Genomic DNA, 23,438 nt, shown 5'->3' on the forward strand with positions numbered 1-23,438 from the left:
GCTGCGCTTTAGCTATTTTTGTGCAAAACAAAGCTGAATTTGTTCTAACACGGTAGAGGACTTAGGCCGAGAAAAGGCGAACGCTCATGATGTCGATAAATGCCCTGAGACGCGGTGTAAGATGTTTGCTTGAAGGCCAGAGGATTTTGAGACTGCCACTGTGTCGGCATTGGTCGCCAAGCACGGGTTGGAGCCGCTGCTGCTCCAGCGCCTCCCGCACCGCGAAATCGGGCAGGCAGGCGATGCCCAGGCCCTGTTCCGCCAGGTAAATCAGCGTATCGACGGTGTTGCATACCGTGCGCTTGCCCAGGCCTTCGTCGAGCAGTTTATCTCCGCCCGCCACCGGCCAGGTCTCGACTTTGCCGGTGGTGGGGAATCTGTATAACAGGCAGGCGTGATCGCGCAGTTCTGCCGGCTGGCGGGGTATTCCCGCCCGGCGCAGATAGTCCGGCGCCGCCACCAGCTGTAGGTGAAACGTGCCCAGTTGGCGGCTCATTAAGCGAGAGTCCTCGGTATCGCCCACGCGGATCACCGCATCGAACCCTTCTTCAATCACCGCGACTCGACGGTCGGAAAAATCGGTTTCCAGCTCAATCTCCGGGTAACGCCGAACAAATTCCGCCAGCACCGGATTCAGCAGGCCGCCCACCAGCGGCAAACTGACACGCAGCTTGCCGCGCGGCGCGCTGTGCGTATCGCTGATTTCCCGTTCCGCCGCCGCCAATTCCTCCAGAATGCGCTGGCAACGGTGCAGAAACAGCCGGCCTTCGGCGGTCAGGGTCATGCTGCGCGTGCTGCGGTGAAACAGGCGCGTGCCCAGACGGTTTTCCAGGCGGGCGATGCTTTTCCCCACCGCGGAAGCGGAAATGCCGAGCACGCGCCCGGCCTCAACGAAACTCAGCGTCTCCGCGGTCTGCACAAAGACGCTCACCCCAGACAGATTATCCATTGCTTGCCCCATTACGGACGTGAGTGTCCGCTATGAAAGGAAATCTAGCCTGTTTTTTCGTTAATCGCCACGCCCTATGCTCGGTGGCGACAGCATGGGCTGACTACCTGGGGTAATAAAGATGAATGAATACGGATCCACCGCCAACGCGATTGACGGCGCGATAGAGAAAGCCTTACGCGAAAAACGATTGGTTGGTGTGGTCGTTTTGGTGGCGCAGGGCGGTGAAATCGTTTATCGACGCGCGGCGGGCATGGCGGATCGCGAAGCCGGCCGGCCGATGGCGCTCAATACGCTGTTTCGTCTGGCCTCGGTGTCCAAACCGATCGTGTCCACGGCGGCGCTGGCGTTGATGGCGCAAGGCGCCGTGCGGTTAGACGATCCGATCACGCGTTGGCTACCGAATTTTCGTCCGCGACTGGCGGATGGCACCCAACCGTTGATGACGTTATGGCATTTGATGACCCACACCGCCGGATTAAGCTACCGATTTTTCCAGCCGGAAGGGGGATTCTACGCTCAGTCGGCGGTCTCCGACGGTATGGATGACGCGTCCGTCAGCCTGCAGGAAAACGTGCGGCGTATTGCCTGCGCCCCTTTGCTGGCTCCGCCCGGCGCGGCGTGGCGCTATTCTATCGCCACCGATGTGTTGGGCGCGGTTATTGAACAGGCGAGCGGCCTGCCGCTGGCGCAGGCAGTAAAAAAATGGGTGACCGGGCCGCTGGCGATGACGGATACCGACTTCCTGGCGGTGGACGCCGCGCGCCTGGCGGCCGCTTACGCCGACCATCCCGGTGGGCCACGCCGCCTGCGCCAACCGGATCGTTTACCGTTCATCGATGGCAGCGCCGGTTTTCTTCTGTCGCCGGCGCGAGCCTTGGATCCGCAGGCTTATGCTTCAGCCGGCGCCGGTATGGTCGGATCGGCCGAGGATTTCCTGCGCTTGCTGGAAGCGTTGCGCCAGGGAGGAAAGCCGGTACTGCCAACCGAGTGGGTGACGGCGCTGACCACCAACCAAATCGGCGATTTAACGATGCCGTTTTGGCCAGGGCGCGGGTTTGGCCTGGGCATCACCGTGCTGAAAGATCCCGTCGCCGCACAAACGCCGGAGTCCGTAGGCAGCTGGCGGATGGGGGGCACCTATGGCCACTCGTGGTTCGTCGATCCTGCCCGACAGCTCAGCGTGGTGGCGTTTACCAACACGGCGCTGGAGGGGATGTCCGGCGCCTTTGTCGGCGAGATTTGTCAGGCGGTTTATGCCGCGACGGGAGCGAGGTGATGGGTCTGATGCCACCGATTTTCTTCCTCGCGCTGGGGCTGTTCGGCGTTTACTGCATCGAGTTCGGCGTGGTGGGCATTTTGCCGCTGATCATTGCACGGTATGGCATCTCCACGGCGCAGGCAGGCTGGCTGGTCGGGATCTTCGCCCTGACCATTGCGCTGCTCGGGCCGCTGTTGGTGCTGTTGGCGTCGCAATTCAATCGCAAACGCATGTTGTTGATCGCGTTGACCGTGTTTGCGGCGGCCAGCGCGCTGTCCGCCCAGGTGGACAGCTTCTCCATGCTCATGCTGCTGCGCATTGTGCCGGCGTTGTTTCATCCGATCTATTTTTCACTGGCCATGGTGGCGGCCGCGGCGCTTTATCCGCCGCATCAAGCTACCAAAGCAACCGCTTATGCGTTCATCGGCACCAGCATGGGCATGGTGCTGGGGATACCGCTGACGCAATGGATCGCCGGACAGTTCAGCTATGAAGCGTCGTTCAGGTTCTGTGCCTGGGTGAACCTTCTGGCGGCGCTGGGATTGCTGTGGCGTTTGCCTGATGCGGCCGTACAGCGCCTCAGCTATGGCAAACAGTTGGCGATACTGCGCAGCGGTACGCTGTGGCTGAATATCACTACCTGTGTGCTGATCTTTGCCGCCATGTTTGCCGTCTATGCTTACGCGGCCGAGTACCTCAGCCGCGAAATCGGTCTCAGCGGCGGCGTCATCGGCTTTCTTCTGGTGGCGTTCGGTGTGGGCGGTGTCGTGGGCAACCTGTTGGCCGGCAGATGGCTGAGCCGCCATCGTGCGGTGACGGTGCTGCTGCATCCGATAGCCTTGATTGCGGCTTATGCGCTGCTGTATCGCTATGGCAGCGTGAATATTGGCTCGATGACGGCGCTTTGCCTGTATTGGGGAGCGGCGCACACCAGCGGTTTGATTGTCACGCAGATTTGGCTGACCTCCGAAGCCCCGCAAGCGCCGGCGTTCGCCACCGGGCTGTATATCGCCTTTATCAATCTGGGCGTGGCGCTGGGCTCGCTGGCGGGCGGCGGGTTTATTACCGCGTGGGGGCTACAGGGCAGCCTGCTGTGCGGAGCCTTGTTCGCCGCGCTGGCGGTGATTACGATCGCCGCCAGGCTGCGGTTGCAGCGGCAGGCTACCGTTGCGTTGCGTCGATCATCGCCATCACCTGCCGGAACATCGCGCTTTCCGCATCCGCCAGCTCGTTGACCAGCGTAAAGTGATTGCAGTGACGGTCGGCCAGCAGCTGGACGTCGAGGCCATGCGCCAGGCAAGCGTCATAATAGGCCTGCGTCTGGTTTTTGAAACCTTGCGTTTCCCGTTGGCCGACGTCGAGCAGGATCTGCGGCGCATGGTCTTTCGCCGGCAGTAAAAACAGCGGGCTGAGGGTTTGCGCCTGCTCGGGCGTCAGGTGCAACCAGTCGTTGATGTAGATATCGCACAGCGGGCGCAGATCGTAGAGGCCGCTCAGCGCCAGCGCGCCTTTGATCGCGTCGGGCGGCAGGCGATAGCGTTGCTGCCAACCGTCGGCGATCAGCATGCCGCACAGGTGACCGCCGGCCGAACTGCCGCTGACGAAAATGCGCGCCGGATCGATGCCGAAGGGTGCCCCGTGATGATAGAGCCAGGCGACGGCGCTGCGCACCTCATGTACGATCTCCGCGAGCGTCGCTTCCGGCGCCAGCGTGTATTCCAGCGTGGCGACCGCCACGCCGCGGCGAGCAAACGCGGCGGCCATCGAACAGGCTTCCTCTTTGCGCTGTGAATGCCAATAGCCGCCATGAATAAAGATCAGCAGCGGGGCGGGTTGTGCGCTGGCCGGGAACAGGTCGAGGCGCTCGGCGGCGCTCATGCCGTAGCGCAGATCGTAAATGCCCGGCGTCTGGGCCTTGGCGCGCTGGGCCAGCGCGGCGTATTCCGCCATGCAGGCGTCAAAATCCTCCACCGAAGCGCGGGCATTGTATTGCACGGCGCGTGCGTTCAGGTGTTCAAACGTCAGATCGATGTTCATGCGTTTCTCCGGATTGTTATGCGTTATGTCTTCATCATCATCGTCCCACAGGCGAAAAGATGTTTGATCGCCGGTGCGCACAATTGCGGCTTCTCCATTGCTGTTATCTGCTGTATATTGCTGTTTTATGCTTTTTACGGCGGAATAAGCCCATGCACAAAGCGGCACGACAGCGCCATTTACTGGATTTGCTCAGCGAACGCGGGCAGGCGGCGGTGGCGGAATTGGCCGGCGCCATCGGCGTTTCGGTCGATACCGTGCGCCGCGATCTGGTCGATCTCGAGCGGCAAGGGTTGGCGCAGAAAAATCACGGCGGGGCGATCGCGCTCGAACCGTCCGGCATGCCACGTCAGGCGCGCGCGGCGCTGTTGCCGCAGATCAAGCAGCGGCTCGGCCGCGCGGTGGCTGCGCAGATCCCGCCCGGCAGCACCCTGATGCTGGATGCGGGCAGTACGCTGTTGGCGGTGGCGCAGGCGTTGCGCGGCCCGGCGACGGTGATCACCGCTTCGCTGGATATCGCGCAGTGCCTGAGCGACAGGCCGGAGATTAACCTGATCCTGCTTGGCGGCCAGTGGGATGTGCGTCAGCGGCTATTCGCCGGCAGCGCCACGCTGGCGTTGCTGGCGCGCTACCGCGCGGACATCGCCTTGCTGGGCGCCTGTGCGGTGCATCCCCAGCTGGGACTGAGCGCCGGCGAAGAGGCCGATGCAGAGGTCAAACGCGCCATGTTGGCCAACAGCGGCGAGCGCTGGCTGGTGGCCGACCATATGAAACTGGACCGCTGCGAGCCGCATCACGTTGCGGATCTGGCGCAGATCCAACGTCTGTTTACCGATCGCCCGTGGGACAACCTGGACGAACAATCATTGATTGAACTTTGTGTCGTCGCCGACGACCGCTAGAGGAGAACACTGATGAACGATACTGCTCGACCGTTGCAGGTGGCGCTGATTGGCTACGGCTTTGTCGGCAAGGCGTTTCACGCGCCGCTGATTAACGCGGTGCCGGGGCTGGAACTGAGCGTGGTGGCTTCGCGCGATGCCGCCAAGGTGCATGCCGATCTGCCGCACGTGCAGGTGATCGCCGATCCGCTGGAGGCCATCCGCCGGCCGGAGGTGGATTTGGTGGTGATCGCATCGCCGAACGACACCCATGCGCCGCTGGCGCTGGCCGCACTGGAGGCGGGCAAGCACGTGGTGGTGGATAAGCCGTTTACGCTGGATTTGGCGCAGGCGCGTACGCTGATTGCGGCGGCGGAAAAACACGATCGCCTGCTGTCGGTATTCCAGAACCGCCGCTGGGACAGCGATTTCCTGGGCGTGAAGCAAGTGATCGAACAGGGGCTGATCGGCAAGGTGACGCACTTTGAGTCGCACATCGATCGTTACCGCCCAGAAGTGCGGGTGCGCTGGCGCGAGCAGAACCTGCCGGGCAGCGGGCTGTGGTTTGATCTGGGGCCGCACATGGTCGATCAGGCGCTGCAGCTGTTCGGTTTACCGCACAGCGTGCAGGCCAACATCGCTACGCTGCGCCCCAACGCGCAGATTAACGACTGGGCCCACGTGGTGCTCAACTACCCGACGCACCGTGTGATCCTGCACGGCAGCATGCTGGTGGCGGGCGGCGTCTCACGCTTTACCGTGCACGGCGAGAAAGGCAGCGTGGTCAAAGCGCGCGCCGACGGGCAGGAGAGCCAACTGCTGGCTGGCGTGACGCCGGGCTCGGCGGAGTGGGGCAAAGACGACGATGCGATGAGCCTGTTTATCGGCACGGAGCCGGTGCGTACGCTGCCGACGCCGGATGGCGACCAGCGTCAATATTACGTCCAGGTGCGCGACGCGCTGCGCGGCGCCGGCAGCAATCCGGTTACCGCACCGCAGGCGCTGGCGGTAATGGCGGTGCTGGAGGCGGCCACCCTGGCGGCGGAAACCGGTGTGACTCAGCCGTTGCCGCTCACCGAGGCGGAAATCGCCGCCTGGTAACGGCTCGCATCAGATAAGGCGTCAGGCGCATGGATACAGTGCACGCCGTGCGTCTTCCGCCATCCTACCCCCTGACATAGGCTAATCCTCAGTCTATGTCAGGAGTGCTTATCATGTTATCCCATCCTTCGCCGCAGGGCGTCCGCGGCATACTGGCCGCACTGTCTTTGAGCATGCTGCTGTCATCGCTCGGCATCAGCATCGCCAATGTCGGGCTGCCGGCGCTCGCCACCGCGTTCCATGCCTCGTTCCAAGCGGTGCAGTGGGTATTGCTCTGTTATTTGCTGGCCGTCACCACCTGCATCATCGGCATCGGCCGCTTGGGCGACAGCCTCAATCGCCGCCGCCTGCTGCTGGCGGGCATCGCGCTGTTTACCGCCGCTTCGTTGGCTTGTGCGTTGGCTCCGCAGCTTTGGCTGCTGCTGGCGGCGCGCCTGGCGCAGGGGCTGGGGGGCGCAGTCATGATGTCAATCGCCATGGCGCTGGCGGGCGAGGCGCTGGGCACGGAAAAAATCGGCCGCGCGATGGGGCTGCTCGGCACTATGTCGGCCGTGGGCACCGCGCTGGGGCCGTCGTTGGGCGGCGCGCTGATCGTCGGTTTCGGCTGGCGGGCGATGTTCCTGATCAACCTGCCGCTGGGGCTGCTGGCGCTGTGGCTCGCCTGGCGATACTTGCCGAATGGGCCGCGCGCGGCAGCGCCCCCGGAACCGTTCGATCGCGCCGGTACGCTGCTGCTGGGCGGCGCATTGCTCTGCTATTCACTGGCGATGACCCTTGGGCGCGGCAATTTTGGCGCGCTCAACCTGGCGTTGATGCTGGGGGCGCTGTTGGCGGGGGCGCTGTTCATCGGTGTGGAACGCCGCGCCGTATCGCCGCTGTTGGCGCCGACGCTGTTCCGCCATCCGGCCCTGACGGCGGGGCTGGCGGCCAGCGCGCTGGTGATGACGGTGATGACCGCCACGCTGGTGGTCGGGCCGTTCTATCTGTCACGCGCGCTGGGGTTAAGCGCCGCGCAGGTTGGGCTGGTGATGTCGGCGGGGCCGGCGGTGGCTATCCTGACCGGCATTCCGGCCGGCTATCTGGTGGATCGTTTTGGCTCGCAGCGCATCGCCCAATTTGGGCTGGCGGCGGTGGCAGCCGGGGCGGCATTGCTGTCGCTGCTCAGCCGCGCCGGCGTGCTCGGCTATATCGCCCCCATCGCGCTGCTGACCGCCGGTTATGCGCTGTTTCAGGTGGCCAACAACACCATGCTGATGAAGGATCTGTTTCCTGAACGGCGCGGGCTGATCGCCGGCATGGTGAACCTGGCGCGCAATCTCGGGGCGATCACCGGCGCTTCGGCGATGGGGGCGCTGTTTTATCTGGCTTCGCAGCAGGTGGCGGGTACTGCGGCGGCGGCCGCGGTTGACGGCATGCGGGTGACTTACGGCGTGGCGGCGCTGTTGGCGCTGGCTGCGTTGCTCATCGCCTTCGGCGGCCGCCGACGGATGCTGCGTTACGATGCGCGCTGAACCGCGTAGCGTTCTTGCACGAAACCATTGTCCGACTGGGTGACGGCGAGCAGGCGCAGGCGTTGCTCCGGGCCATCGGCGCCGAACAAGGGAATGCCGCCACCCAGCAGCAGCGGCACGCGGGTCATCGTCAGTTCGTCGATCAATCCGGCCTGCAAGAAACGCTGTACGGTCTGGCCGCCGTCGATATACAGGTGACCGCAGCCTTGCTCGGCCAACTGCGCCACGATGGCCGCCGGTTCGCCATTCATCCAGCGAACGTGGCCTGTCTCGTGCGGCGAGGGCGGCTGCGTCGACAGCACCACCACCGGCAGGTCACCATAGGGCCATTCGGGAAAGGCGCGGACTTTTTCATAGGTATGGCGCCCCATTACCAGTGCGTCGATGTCGGCGATAAATGCCTCATAACTCAGGCCGTTTAGCAACGAAACCGCGTACTCGGGGCGCAGCAGCCAGTCGATGTCGCCGTCCGCGCCGGCGATGAATCCGTCTACGCTGGTGGCGATATAAACCGAACATTTCATCAGGCGAGATCTCCCCGGTACACCACATGGACCTTGTTGCCGTCGGGGTCGCGCAGGTAAGCGCCGTAATAGCCCTTGCCGTAATGCGCGCGTTCGCCGGGCTCGCCTTCACTGCTGCCGCCCGCCAGCAGGCCAGCAGCGTAGGCGCGTTTAACCTCCAGCTCATCGGCGGCGAGAAAGGCCAGCATGCTGCCGTTGCCAGCGCTGGCTGGCTGCCTGTCGAAGGGTTGGTAAGCATAGAAACGCGGCAGCGTTTGGCCCGGCTTCACCCAGCAGCGGGCAGCGGGACCGCCGTCCGGCGTCACTTCCCGCCGCTGTAATCCCAGCGGCAACAGAATGGCGTCGTAGAAGGCGGCGGCGGCGTCCAGATCGCTGACGCCGACGGTAATATGGCTGAACATGGCGCTTCCTTTCCGAAGAGAGAGTATGAACGCAAACAGTAGCAGCGATATTGCAGAATGGACAGACCGTAACGGAGGATTCGGATTAGGGACGCGCGCAGGAGCAACGCGCGCTTCACAGTAGGCGGAACAGGCAGCCGCTCAATTGCTTTCGACGCGTGGATTGGCGTGAGTCGGCTGGCTGGGATAGTCAACCTGATGCTTGTGCAGATAATCGCGGATCAGCTGGCGTACCACCTGGGAAGGAGTGACGTCCTGCTGTAGGCACAGTTCTTCCAGAGCTTTCTTCTTGTCCGGGTCAATCAGCACCGTTAGCCGCGCCGTTTTCTTTTCCATCAGGATCCTCCAGAGAATGATAACTGAATGATAATACCACGTGGGCGAAGCGGCCAGCCAGACCGCGTCGCCGCTCGTCTTTAGCGGAAATGCAGCCGCTCTATTTTGCGTGACAGGTAGCCGAGTTCGCAGTTGAACAGCTCGCCGCTGCCGGCGGCCAGGTTGCGCAGCGCGCTCAGCGGCAACGTCACCTGGGCCGGCGTGGCGTAAATGATCACGTTGCCGCTGGGGGCGACGCAAAACAATACGGTGCCGAATATCCGGTGCAGGCTGTGGTACAGCAGGCTGTTTTCGTCGGGCAGATCGTGGTAATTCAGCACCAGCCAGCCCCCGTCGTTCAGCCGCGCGGCGCAGTTTTCCAGGAATGTCTGGGTGCCTTGCTGCGGATCCATGGCGAACGCCGAATAGAGATCGGAGAAGATCAGATCGTAACGCGTCTCGGCGGGCGGGCGCACAAAGTCCATGGCGTCGGCGGTGCGCAGGCTGATGGTGTCGGTGGCCGGCAGCGTAAAATAGCGGCGTGCGACGGCGATCACCGCAGCGCGCAGCTCGACGACGTCGAGGCGCATCGCCGGATCGAGCGCGTGCAGCGCACGCAGCAAGCTGCCGCCGCCCAACCCCAAAATCAACGCCGAGGCCGGCGGCTGCCAGGCCACCGCCATCAGCATCGCTTTGATGTAGTTGTGGATCGGCTGCGCGGGGTTGCTGAGGCTCATCTTGCTCTGTTCGCAGATGCCGTCAAACCGCAGCGTGCGGTAGTCCTTGTGGTCGGAAACGATGATTTCGCCCCAGGCGTCGGTTTCGCGAGCGATCACCTGGCCGCGCGGAGAGAAATCAAGGGTTTTGAGTAAGCTGTCAACCAGAGACATGGTATTCGCAGGGCTCCTTCGGCAAGCGGCCTATTTACGGGCGCACATGAAATCGGCGGTGCAAATGCGCTGGCCATCGATGCTGGCGCGGCCGGTAAAGCGGGCGATCGCCCCGCGGCGGCGCACAAAGGCCACCTCCATCAGCACCTGATCGCCGGGGCGGGCGGCGCGATAAAACCGCGCACGCTGAATGGCCGCAAAATAGTAATGCTCCCCCTCGTTTAGCGCCCCGAGATAGTAATGCGCCAGCAGACCGGTGCTTTGCGCCAGCGCTTCCACCAACAGCACGCCGGGAAAACCGGCGAAGTGCGCGTGGCCGTTCCAGAACGTCGGCTCATTGGCGGTGATGTTCTTGATGGCGCTCAGCCTCCCTTCGGCAATGCAGGTGCCGGCGGGCAGCACGCGATCGACCAACAGGCAGGGATAACGATGAGGCAAAATCGCCTGAATATCGTTGAATTGCAGGGGGTGACCAGTCAATGGCATGAGAGAGCGTGATCCTGTCTGCGGCGAAACCGGTGCAAGGGCCGGCGTTCAGTCCATGATGAGTGTAATAACATTATAATAAAATTATCATCAGATGTGCCAGATGAAAAAAACGACGGCGGGGAAACAGGCGAAGAAGGGCGCGTGAGGGAGGCACCCGATCCTGACGACCGGGTGTGGCAGTACGTTTTAGTGCTTGGAGCGGGTCACTTTATCCAGGTAGCCCATCACGAAGGCGGACAGCACAAAGGTAAGGTGGATGATCACATACCACATCAGCTTGTTGTCCGGCACGTTCTTGGCGTCCATAAACACCCGCAGCAGGTGAATGGAGGAAATGGCGACGATAGACGCGGCGACTTTGTTTTTCAGCGAGGTGGCGTCCATTTTGCCCAGCCAGCTCAGTTTTTCTTTCCCTTCGGTGATATCCAGCTGCGAGACGAAGTTTTCATACCCGGAGAACATCACCATCACCAACAACCCGCCCACCAGCGCCATATCGACCAGCGACAGCAGGGTCAGGATCAGATCGGCTTCCGCGACAGAAAAAATGTTGGGCAGGACGTGCAGGATCTCCTGAAAAAATTTGATCGACAGGGCGACCAGGGCCAGTGAAAGGCCGAAATAAACCGGTGCGAGCAACCAGCGGGAGGCGTACATCGCGTTTTCTAGCAAGCGTTCCATCATAAAATTGTTTTAAATGCGTGGCAAAAAGGGCGCTCAGTATAGCGCAGGTGGCCCGGGCGAAATCAACCGGTTGCGTTATCCGAACGCCTATCACGGCGCGGATCAGGCTGTTGCACGCAAAGAGTGGCGCGTCATGCGGATCAGCAAAGCAACACCCGCCGCGGCCGTCGTCAGCGCCACTACGCCCGGCCATCCCAGGTGTTCCAGTACGCGGCTGCCCAGTGCGGCGCCGGTGGCCATGCCGATGAATACCAGCGTGAACAGAATGGCGTTAAGGCGGCTGCGGGCAGCCGGATCGAGGCCGTAAATAATGGTCTGGTGCGCGATCAGCGTGGCCTGAATGCCGAGATCAAACCCGATGGCGCTCAGCGCAATCAGCCCCCATTGCGCCGATTGCGGTAGCAACGGCAGTAAAAACATCAGGGCGAAAGAAACCGTTACCAACGCAGCGCCGATTTTAGTGACGGCGTCTGGGCCGTATCGGTCAGCCAGACTGCCCGCCAACGGTGCCGCCAGTGCACCCGCTGCGCCGGCCAGGCCGAACGCGCCGGCGACTGCGCTGCCCAGCTGATAGCGATCGGCCAGCATCACCGCGAGCGTGGACCAGAAGGCGCTGAAGGCGACGGACAAAAAGGCCTGAGACAACGCCGCGCGCCGCAATTCAGGGTAGGTGGCCCAAAGCCGGCTCATCGAACGCAGCAAGGCGGGATAACTCAGCGTGCTGTGTGGCTGAAAGCGCGGCAAAGCTCGCCCTATCACCAGCGTGATCGGTAAAACGGCCAGCGCGGCTAACGCATAAACGCTGCGCCAGCCGAAATAATCGGCGACCAGCCCGCTGAACACGCGCGACAGCAAAATACCGGCCAGCAACCCGGTCATCACGGTGCCGACGATTTTACCGCGTCGGGCATCAGGAGCCAGAGCCGCGGCGGCGGGGATGATGTCCTGCGCGACGGTGGCGGCCAGGCCGAGCGTCAGGCTGCTGAGCAACAGCAGCGAAAAAGAGGAAACCAGGCTGCACAACAGCAGCATCATGGCCAGCAGCACGCCCTTCACCAGAATGATCCCGCGGCGATCGTGGCGATCGCCCAGCGGCGCCAGTAACAGAATACCCAAGGCATACCCCAATTGGGTCAGGGTCGGCACGAATCCGGTATCGCCAACGCCGACATGGAAGTCGGCACCCATGACGCTCAACATCGGCTGACTGTAGTAAATAGAGGCGACGCTAAGGCCGGCGCCGGTGGCCAACAGGAAAACGGTTTTGGCGGAAAGCGCACCGCCGGTGGGTGAGAGGCTCATTCGATAATTCCTGACAAGGTGGATGTGCGGCTATTTTTGTCTTGAATGTTATCGGCGGGTAGACCCGATATGGGTAGAACTGTTATACGTAATGCGTATGAATAAAATTAATTTACCCAACGGCGACCGTATAATCCTGCTGCAAACCCTGGTGCGTATTGTCGAGAGCGGGAGCCTGTCGGCGGCGGCGCAGCAGCTGGGCACCTCGCAGCCGACCATCAGCCGACGTCTGCGGGCGTTGGAACAGCTGTTGGGCACCAGGTTGATCCAACGGACGACGCATGCGCTCCATCTTACCGATGACGGCGAACGCTGCTATCAGCAAGCGCGCGGCTTGCTCGCGCAATGGCAAAGCCTGGAAGATGCGCTGCGCGGCGCGCGCGACGAACCGGTTGGCGCACTGCGCGTGCGCGCTCCGCACGCCTTTGGGCAGGATCAGCTGATCGGGCCGCTCGGGGAGTATTTGCGGCGCTATCCCCAAACCAGCGTGGAGTGGACGCTGAACGACCACTCTCCCGATTTCATTTCCGAAGGCGTAGACTGCGCCATTCACGTTGGCGCGGTGACCGATCCTTCGGTGGTGGCGGTGCTGTTGGCGGAAGTGCCGCGCAGCACGGTGGCGTCACCCGCACTGTTGACTGAACGACCGGCGATCGTCGATCTCGACGATTTGGCATCATTGCCGTGGCTGGCGGTAAACAGTTTTTATCGCAATGAGGTCGTCCTGACCCACGCGACCAGCGGCGAGCAGCGGCGTTTCGGCATCGCACCCAGGTTGAGCACCGACAGCCTTTATGCGGCGCGTAAAGCGGCGCTGGAAGGGCTGGGCGTAGCGATCGTGTCGTCTTGGGTGGTGAAAGAAGAGTTGGCGCAAGGATCTCTGCAGACGCTGTTGCCCCTGTGGCGAGCCGAGCCACTGCCTATCTACCTGCTGTATCCCTACGCCAGCTATTATCCCGCGCGTTTACGCAAATTCATGGAAATGATGAAAGAAACGATGCCGCGCATTATCGGCGCGCAGCCGCCGACGGGGCGCTGACGGCCTTCAGTGCCTGGCTTTTTTACCGTCGCTGTGGCCGAGAGAGCGATCGGGGAAGCTGTGATCGCGCAGCCGCTGCTTTAACTGCGCCGCATCGGGGAAGCCGCCGTCAATCTTGCGATCCCAAATCATCACGCCATCGACGCTGATTTGATAGACCCCGCCGGTGCCCGGCATCAGGGTGACGGAGGCGAGATCGTCACCAAAGGTGTTTAGCAGCTCTTGCGCCATCCAGCCGGCGCGCAGCAGCCAGTTGCATTGCGAACAGTAGTGGATCGTCACTGCGGGGGCATTTTTCATCGTTGGCGGATCGAGTAGGAAGCGGTGCTTGCATCATCAGCTGCCGCACCGCCGTTGTCAATTTTCCTAACGGTAGGGGCCGAGGCTCGCGGCAGGGGCGCTGTCGGCGATGAATTCGCCGGTGGCCGAGTTGCCGAAGACGGTGCTCTCTGTCGGCGCCTTTGCGCCGCCGAACAGCCATTTTACGGAGCCGGCGCCGTGTGAAGAGGCCGCCCAGCCTTGCAGCGGCAGCGTTTGGCTGACGCCGATCTCCCCTACGGCGTGCCAGATCAGGCCGTCGATTGAATAACTGCCTTGTGCCTGGTGGCCATCGGCCCGAACCGTCAGCTTCAGCCATATCGGCGTATTGCTGCTGACGACGGGCTTGCCGTTGACGCCATTTGGCAGACGGGCATCGATTTTTTCCGTACCGGCGCCGTTATCCCGCCGGTACTGCATGCGGATTTCGCGAGCAGCGGTTTGAAATATTGCGATATAGGCGGCGTCATCGGCGGTCGTGGCCCGCGCCATCACTCCGCCTTTGATAAAGCCGTCGGTATGTGACTGCGGGTTGGCGACGAAGGCGCTGAGCGTGCGTTCGGCACCGATAGTGGCACGATCGAAACGAAAATAGCCGCTGTCGCGTTTATTCCAGATATCGCCGGAGTCGACCTTGATGGCGCAGAGTGCACCGGATTCGGTCAGATCCGGCGGTAGCGTGACGTCGATGCCGGTAAACGGATAGCCGGTCATCGGCAGATCGGTGCGCGCCCACCCGTCCCAATCGGCGTTAACCTTGTTGGTGGCCAGATGGTGCGCGCGACTGTTCCAGCCGGTAGCCCAACTGTTTGCGTCGTTCAGGCCGTAGGCGCGGCCGACAAAGCCGGCGGTAAACACCGCGTTCGCCAGGGCGGTGTGGGCGGCCGAGAGGTTGAACATCACGGCGCAGGCGTGTTGGTCGATTTGTTGCGCCTGGGTGATTTCCGGCGTGACGAACGCCAGCCGTTGATTGGCGGTGGCGCCGTTTTGCACATACTGATTGAGCACCGAATTCGGCGAGGCGAGATCGCCGGTGGTGCAGCCAACAATGAACTTGCCGCGCAGGGTGTCGAGCGACGGCCACCCATAGGCGGCGATCGCTGCTTGCAGATCGGTGCAGTCGCCGATCAGATCGGGTGGTCCCCAAATGTGTTCGCGCCCCAGGCGCTCGGCCAACAAACGATCGAGCGATTCGGGTGTTTGATCTCGGGCGGCGTTGAAGTCGTCTTTCAAATCCAGCCACAGGGTGACGACTTCGTGCTGCGGCACCGCGCGATGAAACGCCAACAGCGCGTCCAGTGCATCCGCCAAGGTGTTGACTGAGCTGACCTGATCGATGACCGCCAGATGATAAACGTACCAGTTGCCGTTTAACTGCGGCCAACCGGCGGCGTTATTACTGTTGTGGATATCGATCTCAAGGGAACGGATGCGCCAGTACAGCGCCTGAGCCGGGTAGCTTTCCGTGCGTTGATACGAGTTGTGGGTGCTCTTTTGCCGCACCTGATGGTAGCGAATCGTTGCATCATTCATGACGTTGCCTCTCATCAAGACGCAGGGACGGGACGCGCAGTCCCGCACCCTGCGTGGGTTATGCTTTGCCGTTGCTCCAGCCGGCGGGATCCAATACCAGCGCCGTTTGCAGCCCGATGCTGCCGGTCATCGCCGGGCTGTAGGCCTGTTGTCCATAGAAGGCCGTCGGCGGGGTTCCTGTCGCCGTGCCACCGCCGCTCGGCAGCAGCGGCGAGACGGCCTGCTTGGCCACCGCACCGCCGAGACTGCTGAAAGTTGGCAGGCTGAATTTCCCCAGGACGAAACTTTGCATTCCCCCGACCAGTGGCAGGTTGTAGTTGGGGATGCGGCTGACGAAGGCTGGCAACGGCACGATGCCCAGGCTACCGAAAGCGTTGTAGGCGTTGCTGACCTGGGTGAGCGAGGTCGGGCTGAAGGCCCAGCCGTTGCCGCCGGTCAGCTCGGCGAAACGCGCAGCCTGCTGGAAGGCGGCCGCACCGCCAACCCCTGCGGCGCCGCCACTGATCGCGCCGCCGACGGCACCGGTAACGGCGCCTTTCAGCAGCGACTGTTGCCAACTGCCGCTGTTGGCGACGCCAAAGGCGTCGTTGATGAAGAATTGGCTCACTCCCTGCGCCGCACCTACTGCCGCGCCTACGGTGGCTCCGACCCCTGCGCCGGCCGCCAGGCCCGCCGCAATGCCGCCGGCGGTGGTGGAAGCTGCCGCCGCCGCTGCCGACCCTGCGGCAAAGGCGCCGACTCCGCCGGCGGCGGACAGAGCCCCGGCGAGGGCTCCTATCCCTGCGCCGGCGAATACATAACCGGCTAGCGCGCCGCCGCGCAATCCGGACTGATAGCCGCTGTACAGGGCGACCCCGCCGCCCAGCACGGCGCCGACGGCGGCCCCGATCAGCAAGATGATAATGATTGGGGCGATCTCACCGGAAGGGTCGGTCTGATTAACCGGGTTGTTGCCGCAGTAGACGTAAGGGCCGCCATACTGGAATCTAGGATCGCAGGAGTAAAAGCGCCCCAATTGCGGATCGTAGAAGCGCGCCCGATAGTTATAGAGTCCCAAATCTTCGTCCAACTCCTGGCCGGTGTAGCGATAGCGCAGTAACGAGGACGTGCCGACGCCAGTCGGCAACGATTGGCCGAAGGGCATGTAGTCGAGCAATGCGTTGACCTGACCGTTTTCCGCCACTACGGCACGGATCGAACCTTGCTGATCCTTCAGCACGTACTGGGCCTCACCACCGTCGATGAGCAGCAGCAATCCGCCGACGCCATAGAGATATTGCGTCGTACGAGCGCCGAACTCCATCAGCGGCGCGTCGCTCAGGCCGTGTACGTAAGCGAGTTTGCTGCCGTCGGCGAACCGCTTTTGCACCCGCTGATTGATGCCGTTGTAGCACAGCGCAAGCTGGCGGCCGTCATCCAGTGCGATCGTTAACGGAAGATTATTCAGTGGGTTGTAATCGATACGCTGAATACCGCGACTGGCGGAGAGCGTGACGTTACCGACGACGTCATACTCGTAACGCTGCGCGACCGCGTCATTGGCGAGCACGGCGGCGACTTTGCCGCTGTTCGGCTGATACTCGTAGCTGAAGAGGGTGTCTCCCTGTTGCAGCCGGAGGATGTTGCCGCCGGCGTCGAAGGTCAGCGGCGCGCCGACGCCGAGGCTGTAGGCGGAATTGACGCTGTGCTCGGCGACCGTCAATTGGCCGCGCGGATCGTAGCGATAGCGATAAGCGAAGCTGTTTTCGGGCCTGACCGCATTGTCGTGCACTACGCCGGCGATATTGCCGTTGAAGTAACCGGCGCCCTCGTAGCCGCCGTCGGTGTAGCTGAAGCGATGTTTCAACAGCGGTGCGCCGTCGGCATAGTGGTTGTTGATTTCATTCAACCAGCCGGGAGAGTTATAACTCATGGTGCGTCGCAGCGCCCGCCCCCCCTGTGAATTCAACTGCTCTTCAGCCAGGCTGCCGTCGGCATGGTAACGGTAGCGAACGAACTTCTCCGGATCGTCCGGCGTGCCGATGGCGGCGGTTTGTCCCATGTCGTTATAGCGATAGGCCACGCTGGCGAGCGGCGCGCCGGCGGGATAATCGATGCGGATGACGTTGCCGAGGTTGTCGTAGGCATAGCCCGTGATGTAATCGCCAGCGTCCGGCAGACGCAGTTGCGACAGGGTCGCATTGCCTCCCGTATCGTAGCCATAGCAGTTTTCGACGCAGAGTCCGTCAGCGGCGCGACGGTACATTTTCCACAGGCGGCCGCGCAGAGTCGGCTCGTCGCCTTCGCCGTCATAGACGTTTTGCGTTTGCCAGTCATCATGGTGCGGGTAGTGCGGATCGTTATCGGCGATCGCCTGCAGCGCCGAACCGTCACCCCAGGCTTGCGCCACTTCGCCATCCTCGCTCAGGCGCCCCAGAACGTCATATTTTTTATACAACACGCGGTCTTTCGCGCGGCTCAGCGGCGTTGAGCTGAAACGCAGACGTCCGGCAGGATCGTAGATATACGTCGTTTCTCCGGCATCCGGCGTGACGCGTGCAGCGAGCTGACACAGGAAGTTGTAGCGATTGTGGCTGATGAAGGCGTCATCCGCCGGGGAAGACGACGGGTGGCGAACCTGCACGATATTGCCCGCCGCGTCGAAGATCTGTTGGACAGCGTCGCGAACAACGCCGCCGGCCTCGGTCTGCTTGCTCAGCGTCTGGCCACGGCGATCGTTGAGTGACAGCACGCCGGTGCCATCGGCATCGTACAGGGCGCTCACCCGCAATTCTCCAGGGCGACAGGCGATACCTGCCACCTGCGTGTGATCGCTGACGGCGTAAATGAATCGTGTAATATGCGGGTTGTCGCCGGTAATGGCGAAGGTTTTGCCTGGCATGCCTTTGGCCACCGGGCGTTTCAGCGAGGAAGCCTCATAACGGGTGCCGCTATAGGGGTAACCTTCGTCCTGCGGGTAATAATCACTCACTTCACCGGTCATCACGCCGTTTGCGGCGTCCAGTGTGCGGACAAAGGCCGCCCGGTAGCCGAACAACGTGCGTTCAAAGGCGGCGATCTTGGTTTCGGCAACCGTATTGCCCAGCGCGTCGTACAGCGTTTCACGCACCAGGCATCGTCCTTCGTTCAGCACCTGATGCTGCGTTTCCTGCCGGTTGGCGTTTTTATACGTGATGGCCAGCTGTGGCGAGCGGAAGGTAACCGCATTGGCAAAATAGATTTCCCCCTGTGCCTGCAGGCTGAATTCACCGTCGATCCTCGCATCGGTCTGAAGGGCGAAGACCTGACGACCGTCGGCATACAACAGAATGGCATCGTCGCCCGGCACCAGCAGCACCGAGGTGGGCAGGCAGCCGTTGGTCGCGTCGTCGGTGTAGGTGTTGCCCGCCAGCGTCAGCCGCCATCCCGCGACGGCGTCCCACTGGGCGCTTAGACTGTCGCCGATCGTCAGGCCGAAGGCGAGGTTCTGCGTCGCCGGCGACGAAAGGGTGAAGCCCACCGCGTAGCGGCCGGCGGTGGCCAACCAACGCAGGCGGTTGAGCGTCGTACCGCAATGCAGTAGCCGGCCCTGGCTGAGACGCCAGGCGCTGTCGTCGTCGCGCCGCCAGCGCGTCCAGGTTTGTTCGCCCTGCGTGAAGGTTTCGTATTGCCCGCCGTCGGCGGCCAGAATTTCGCAGCTGCTGGCGGGATCGTGCTGCGGGTAGCTGAATGGCAGCGTGTCGTGCCAACTGCGTGGCGCATAGTTCACCACGCCTTTCTTGCTTTCGCCTTGTGGCCCGGTCTCAACGAACTTTTGCCGCAGCGGATCGTAGCCGCAGCGCAGGACATCGGCGTTGTTACCCATAACGGCGATCTCATCCAGATACAGCGGATCGTAGCAGCGGGCCTCCATCTTGCTGGCCAACGGCGTGACGCTGACGGTGTTGAACAGCACATAGCCGACCGTTTTTTGGTTGTCGAAGGCGAGCGCGAGCGGACGCTCCGGATCGCCGCTATAGGGGATGACGCTTTGCCAGTAAACCCAAGCGCCTTCTGCCGTGGGGACGATCGGCGTGGTGTGCGGCGCGGCGTTGCCACTACGGCTGATCAAGTTTGCCGCACCGGGCGCCGCGTTGAAACCGGGCGAGGTTTTGAGCCAGGCGGAGACAACGACCGGCTGCGTTTGCCGCAGCGGCGCCGTTCGGGTCAGGGTCGCACCGACGCCGAGTTTGAGGCTGCGGCTGCCGACATAGGCGTCGTCGTCGACGATCGCCGTATCGCCGTCGAGCCGCCAGGGATCGGTGCTGTGTTGATAGGGTTCGAAACCGATGAAATCGCACTCATCCGCCGCGCCGCTGACGAACGCCGCCACCGGCAGGATCTGGTTGTTGTCCCACAGCGTGCTTTCGACCTGGCTTTCGCTGTTTTTCTGGGAGAGGATCGCACCATAGAATGTTCTGGCCAGTATTGTGCCTACCGGCAACCACGCGTCACCCGGATCGCTTGCCAGCGCCGGCGGGCTGGGGGGCTGGGCGCCAATCGCGGCTTGCAGCACATAGGCTTGCGTGGCGGCCCACACTGTCGGCGCAGCTTCATCGGCAAGCGGCTGTTGCCGTTGCAGAGCGCCGTAGCGTTGCAGACTGCCGGCGTAGATTGGCAGCGCCTCTCCCAGCGCCGCGCTCCCCGCTGCGTCGAATTGGCTGAAGGGCGCGTCGATCGCATTTTTCAGTAAGAACCAGGGATAGGCTTCGAACGCATAGCCGTAGAGTTTGGCAACGCCCTGCGTTTCTCCGGTGGCGGTCACATTGTCAAAGCGCTCGCGGATCAATTTGCCGAAGCGTGAGTCATAGCGATAATCGGTACGTATCGCTAGGCCATCATTAAGGCTGTTGTCGGCGATGCAGCGCGTATAACCGCCGAACAGCGGTCGCTCGACGCCGTCGATCGCTACGGAGGTGAAGGCCATCAGGTTTTTTTGTTCGTGAACCAACAGATTGCCGTCGGCGTCAAACACCTTTTGCTCGATCAATTGGCCGTCCAACAGCCCGGATGACGCTTGATCTGCAGCGCGAACTCGCTCGCCGACCTGCGGATCCTGGCGCGTCAGGCCATTGAAGTAATAGTTCTCGCGATAGCCGAAGCGCGGCGCGGACATGCTCTCGCTGCCGGGATAGCTGGCACTCTTGTAGTACTTGAAGACCGCGCCGGTAGGGTCGCAGGTCGCTGTCGCAATGTCGAACACGTAGCAGGTGGTGCTGACGGCGTAGCCGTCATCGATGCTGACCGTGTCGACGCAGTAATCCACCAGTGCGCCTTGCAGCGTGTTGTCGAGGTAGCGATTCAGCGTCAGGCTTTCCGCATTATCGAAGTCTTTGTTCAGCGGTAGATAGGTAACGAACGCGGACAGGCCGGCGGGATATTGGCCGTTGATATTGGGTTTGACCATGCCGGAGACGCCAATCTGCGTGAAATAACGTTGCGTGAGCGTGTCATCGCCGGCGAAGGCCTGATTGCGGAAGGTTTTCACGGTGGTGTTTTTGGCTGCCGTGCCGTCCAGGTTCAGATAAGAGATAAAGCGCGGTCCCTGATTGATCATGGTGGTGCTGTCTATCGCGTAGGGCACTTCGGCATATCCGGCTGCCGCGTCCAACCAATTACACCAGGAACCGCGGTGATAGACGCGGTTGCCCATGGTGGCGATATCCGCGCCTGCCGTCGGGAAGTAGTGTCTTTTTCTTTCCGAAGTCGGATCGTCACGGGTATAGAGATCGCGCGCCGCATCGTTCCAGGCGGTGATTTGTCGGTTGGGATCGTAGGCTACCATGCGCGCCTGAGCCGCGAATTCGCGGTTGCTGACGGCGATTGCGTAATCGGCGCCGTAGGCGAACCAGTTGATGTCCTGATCGCTGCAGGTACTGCGTAACAGCAGGCTGTCGTTACGCAGCCAGTCTGCGCCGTTATAGCGCAGCAGATAGGGGCCGGACGCAATCATGGCGTTGTTGACGAATTTTGCCAGGAACGGAATGGTGAGGGTTTGCGACGGCGCGCTTTTCGGCAGGCGGCAGGGAAAGTCAGTGCTGGTCATGGCGCCGAATGCCGCGTCCCATCCGATGACCTTGACGGTGTAATCAACGCTGAGCGAAACCTCCTGCGTGATGTAGGTCAGCGCGATAAACGAGGCGCCGGCGGCAAAACCGAAACGGGTGGCCGACGCATCGCCGCCGAGGGTGAACACCAGCGGGAGTGAGGCGCCGTTTCGCCATTGCTCTTGGCTATCCTGATAATAAAGCGCCAGCCGATTACGGTGTTCGCCGCCGGTGAGGGGGGCATAATCCAGGACGGCGTAATAGCCGTTGGCCGCCGCGATGTAGGGGCGGGCGGTGGCGTTGAGATCGCCAGACCTATCGGCGATCGCCCACCGTTTGGTGAAGTTATCCCAGGTGTAGCGCAGCAGCGTCCGTTGATCCTTGTCGCAGACCACAAAAAAGTTGTCGCCGGCGGCCAGCTGCAGTTGGGTGGTGTTGGCGGCGATTGGCGCGCTGTCGAACCACTCGCCCCATTTGCGGTTATCCTTGTGATAGACATGCGCATAGGATTTGCCGCTCTGCGGGGTGGCATAGGTCAGGCAGGCGAAATCACCGGCAGTGACGACGTTGACACTGTTGATGTCGAAAGCGGCCTTGATCGTTTGCTGCTCGGGAGCCCAGCATTGCCAGCGCCCAAGCCAGGTGTAAAATGTGACGTGGATTTGGTCGCTCGACTCGTTAAGCCACAGGCAGACCGCGTAATCGCCGCCGAACCATACGCGCGGTTTGGCGCTGCGCGGCCAGGGACTGACGATCTGCCGCTGGCGATCGCACAGCGGCAGCGTTTGTTGCTTATACCGGTAGGCGATTTTCGCACCGTCCGGCGTGACGGCGCCACTGAGCGCGCCGGCATTGACCGTACCCGCCGGCCAGTAGCTGAACTGCATCTGCGGCAGCGCACAATTTTCCGCATAGCGCCGCTGGACGCCGGTGAGCGTGCGTTTGACGGTATCACCGTAAAGCGGATCGCTTTGCGGGTAACCGCTGAAATTACTCTGCGTGTCATAGCTCAGCTGCACCGCATAGAGCAATGTGCCCTGCGAGTTTTTGACGACGATGTTGTCCAGATAGCGCGTTTCGTAGCGATCCTGATAGGCTGAAGCGGCGTTGCCGGGGGCCTTGCTGTAGGGGGTATCCCAATGCGGAGACAGGTATTCCCGTGGGCCTGCGGGCGACTGCGTGTCGTACCGCTTCTCCTGATAGCCAAAATCGACGGTGCGATCGAACATGTCGGTGATGCGCGTCAGGTAGCAGGCTTTGGTAAAACTTAAGCCTCGTTCGCCAACCGGCTGTTCAACGGCCTCGTAATGGAAGGCGATCCGATCGCCCCACAGGCTTTCCACCTGCGCCAGATTCCAGATTGCCGCAAAGCGAGACTGCAAGGCATCGCCCTGGGGCGAGTGGGTCAAAGCGGATTGTCCCGACCAGTTGCCCCAGCGCACTTTCCATTGAATGCTCTGATCATCCTGCGCGTTGCCGCCGTAGAAGTAGCTGACCCCGTTGTCCTTGACCAGCTCCCAGCGTTCGAACTGCGGATAATACAGGACCTTGCTGAAATCATAGTGGAAGCACTCAAACGCTTCACCGCCGGAGAAGACGGCGAGTTCGGCGTCCTGGCGCAGCACGTTGAAGGTGCGCTGATAGACTGGGTCGATAATTTCCCATTGTCGATCGTCGAACCGCGTGACGACCTGAGCATGGCAACCCAACTGCAGGCCGGCGGCGATGAAAGCGGATTGGATTTCGGTGTCCACTTTGCCGCTATTGAGCGCGGTGGTGGCGGCGATTGGTAATTTCGCTCTCAGCCAATCGTTGGGCGCGCGAATTAATTCTGATGAGGCGTTGTTGGTATAAATTCGATAAAGGTTGTCACCGGGTGTTGCATTATCCCGGTGATCGGCTTCAATGCGTTCGAAAGGCAATTGCCAGCCTAATCCCATAATTCCGGTTGGTGCGCTAACATTTGATTGATAAATTTCATTTTTGATGTTGCTGCCATAAAATGCAGTGACTTTGACGTCGAGTTGATTCCTTCCGGTTAACGCAACCAAATCAAGCGATAAATTCACATCGCCGCGAAACAGATTGACGCTGTCTTCGAATATGTTTTTTTCATTGCTTTCGAATTGGCTTGGCCG

At 61.8% G+C, this 23,438-nt stretch carries 18 protein-coding genes; 6 read left to right on the top strand and 12 right to left on the bottom strand.

Translation table 11 applies throughout. From position 1 onward, the window contains the following. Positions 1 to 61 precede the first annotated feature (61 nt). Positions 62 to 949, bottom strand: coding sequence for a LysR family transcriptional regulator (locus ACJ8IL_RS00130; RefSeq protein ID WP_060433031.1), 888 nt, complete (start codon positions 947 to 949; stop codon positions 62 to 64). A gap of 121 nt (positions 950 to 1,070) precedes the next feature. Between ACJ8IL_RS00130 and ACJ8IL_RS00135 the strand changes: the two genes are divergently transcribed. Together ACJ8IL_RS00135 and ACJ8IL_RS00140 are read left to right on the top strand one after the other, a co-directional pair. After that, positions 1,071 to 2,228: a serine hydrolase domain-containing protein gene (locus ACJ8IL_RS00135; RefSeq protein ID WP_173888847.1), complete on the top strand. Its 1,158-nt coding sequence runs from the start codon at positions 1,071 to 1,073 to the stop codon at positions 2,226 to 2,228. After that, positions 2,228 to 3,445, top strand: a complete 1,218-nt coding sequence (locus ACJ8IL_RS00140) for an MFS transporter (RefSeq protein ID WP_025302796.1) — start codon at positions 2,228 to 2,230, stop codon at positions 3,443 to 3,445. The genes ACJ8IL_RS00135 and ACJ8IL_RS00140 overlap by 1 nt, the downstream gene beginning before the upstream one ends. Here the strand turns inward: ACJ8IL_RS00140 and ACJ8IL_RS00145 are convergent. Continuing rightward, on the bottom strand, positions 3,372 to 4,247 hold the full coding sequence (locus ACJ8IL_RS00145; protein WP_049204058.1) for an alpha/beta hydrolase: 876 nt from the start codon (positions 4,245 to 4,247) through the stop codon (positions 3,372 to 3,374). The two genes, ACJ8IL_RS00140 and ACJ8IL_RS00145, sit on opposite strands and share 74 nt — an antisense overlap. A gap of 152 nt (positions 4,248 to 4,399) precedes the next feature. On the opposite strand from ACJ8IL_RS00145, the gene ACJ8IL_RS00150 reads away from it, so the two are divergent. The 3 genes from ACJ8IL_RS00150 (at position 4,400) to ACJ8IL_RS00160 (ending at position 7,740) form a co-directional block, all read left to right on the top strand. Continuing rightward, entirely contained in the window at positions 4,400 to 5,149 is a 750-nt protein-coding gene (locus ACJ8IL_RS00150) for a DeoR/GlpR family DNA-binding transcription regulator (protein ID WP_060433034.1), read from the top strand. A gap of 12 nt (positions 5,150 to 5,161) precedes the next feature. Then, entirely contained in the window at positions 5,162 to 6,229 is a 1,068-nt protein-coding gene (locus ACJ8IL_RS00155; RefSeq protein ID WP_025302799.1) for an oxidoreductase, read from the top strand. A 113-nt stretch (positions 6,230 to 6,342) separates the two neighbouring features. Then, positions 6,343 to 7,740 (top strand): MFS transporter, encoded by a 1,398-nt coding sequence (locus ACJ8IL_RS00160; RefSeq protein WP_442516265.1) that lies wholly within the window; start codon positions 6,343 to 6,345, stop codon positions 7,738 to 7,740. Here ACJ8IL_RS00160 and ACJ8IL_RS00165 read toward each other — a convergent pair. The 7 genes from ACJ8IL_RS00165 to ACJ8IL_RS00195 form a co-directional block, all read right to left on the bottom strand. Further along, positions 7,725 to 8,264, bottom strand: a complete 540-nt coding sequence (locus ACJ8IL_RS00165; protein ID WP_188016062.1) for a dihydrofolate reductase family protein — start codon at positions 8,262 to 8,264, stop codon at positions 7,725 to 7,727. The genes ACJ8IL_RS00160 and ACJ8IL_RS00165 overlap by 16 nt on opposite strands. Continuing rightward, the gene (locus tag ACJ8IL_RS00170; protein ID WP_025302802.1) at positions 8,264 to 8,665 is read right to left on the bottom strand and encodes a VOC family protein; all 402 of its coding nucleotides are present in this window, start codon (positions 8,663 to 8,665) and stop codon (positions 8,264 to 8,266) included. The genes ACJ8IL_RS00165 and ACJ8IL_RS00170 overlap by 1 nt, the downstream gene beginning before the upstream one ends. A gap of 141 nt (positions 8,666 to 8,806) precedes the next feature. Next, a complete protein-coding gene (locus tag ACJ8IL_RS00175) occupies positions 8,807 to 9,001 on the bottom strand; it encodes a ribbon-helix-helix protein, CopG family (protein WP_004928567.1) in 195 nt (64 codons plus the stop codon). Positions 9,002 to 9,081: 80 nt separating this feature from the next. Further along, complete coding sequence (locus tag ACJ8IL_RS00180; RefSeq protein WP_049204011.1) at positions 9,082 to 9,870, bottom strand: spermidine synthase; 789 nt, start codon at positions 9,868 to 9,870, stop codon at positions 9,082 to 9,084. 30 nt (positions 9,871 to 9,900) lie between these two features. Next, positions 9,901 to 10,356 (bottom strand): 3-hydroxyacyl-ACP dehydratase FabZ, encoded by a 456-nt coding sequence (gene fabZ / locus ACJ8IL_RS00185; RefSeq protein ID WP_025302804.1) that lies wholly within the window; start codon positions 10,354 to 10,356, stop codon positions 9,901 to 9,903. A gap of 189 nt (positions 10,357 to 10,545) precedes the next feature. After that, positions 10,546 to 11,040 carry a TIGR00645 family protein gene (locus ACJ8IL_RS00190; RefSeq protein WP_025302805.1) on the bottom strand — a complete coding sequence of 165 codons (495 nt, stop codon included), beginning with the start codon at positions 11,038 to 11,040 and terminating at the stop codon, positions 10,546 to 10,548. A gap of 105 nt (positions 11,041 to 11,145) precedes the next feature. Next, complete coding sequence (locus tag ACJ8IL_RS00195; protein ID WP_025302806.1) at positions 11,146 to 12,345, bottom strand: MFS transporter; 1,200 nt, start codon at positions 12,343 to 12,345, stop codon at positions 11,146 to 11,148. A gap of 97 nt (positions 12,346 to 12,442) precedes the next feature. On the opposite strand from ACJ8IL_RS00195, the gene ACJ8IL_RS00200 reads away from it, so the two are divergent. Further along, positions 12,443 to 13,384: a LysR family transcriptional regulator gene (locus tag ACJ8IL_RS00200; protein WP_025302807.1), complete on the top strand. Its 942-nt coding sequence runs from the start codon at positions 12,443 to 12,445 to the stop codon at positions 13,382 to 13,384. Positions 13,385 to 13,390: 6 nt separating this feature from the next. On the opposite strand, the gene ACJ8IL_RS00205 is transcribed toward ACJ8IL_RS00200, so the two are convergent. The 3 genes from ACJ8IL_RS00205 to ACJ8IL_RS00215 all read right to left on the bottom strand — a co-directional run bounded on the left by ACJ8IL_RS00205 (position 13,391) and on the right by ACJ8IL_RS00215 (position 23,240). Continuing rightward, a complete protein-coding gene (locus tag ACJ8IL_RS00205; RefSeq protein WP_004928553.1) occupies positions 13,391 to 13,684 on the bottom strand; it encodes a SelT/SelW/SelH family protein in 294 nt (97 codons plus the stop codon). A 66-nt stretch (positions 13,685 to 13,750) separates the two neighbouring features. After that, positions 13,751 to 15,235, bottom strand: a complete 1,485-nt coding sequence (locus ACJ8IL_RS00210) for a Ca2+-dependent phosphoinositide-specific phospholipase C (RefSeq protein ID WP_197810945.1) — start codon at positions 15,233 to 15,235, stop codon at positions 13,751 to 13,753. Between the two features lie 58 nt (positions 15,236 to 15,293). After that, positions 15,294 to 23,240, bottom strand: a complete 7,947-nt coding sequence (locus ACJ8IL_RS00215; RefSeq protein ID WP_442516266.1) for an RHS repeat domain-containing protein — start codon at positions 23,238 to 23,240, stop codon at positions 15,294 to 15,296. Positions 23,241 to 23,438 lie beyond the last annotated feature (198 nt).

The sequence above is a fragment of the Serratia sp. CY47444 genome, from assembly GCF_052168635.1.
In the GTDB taxonomy this organism is placed as follows: domain Bacteria; phylum Pseudomonadota; class Gammaproteobacteria; order Enterobacterales; family Enterobacteriaceae; genus Serratia; species Serratia bockelmannii.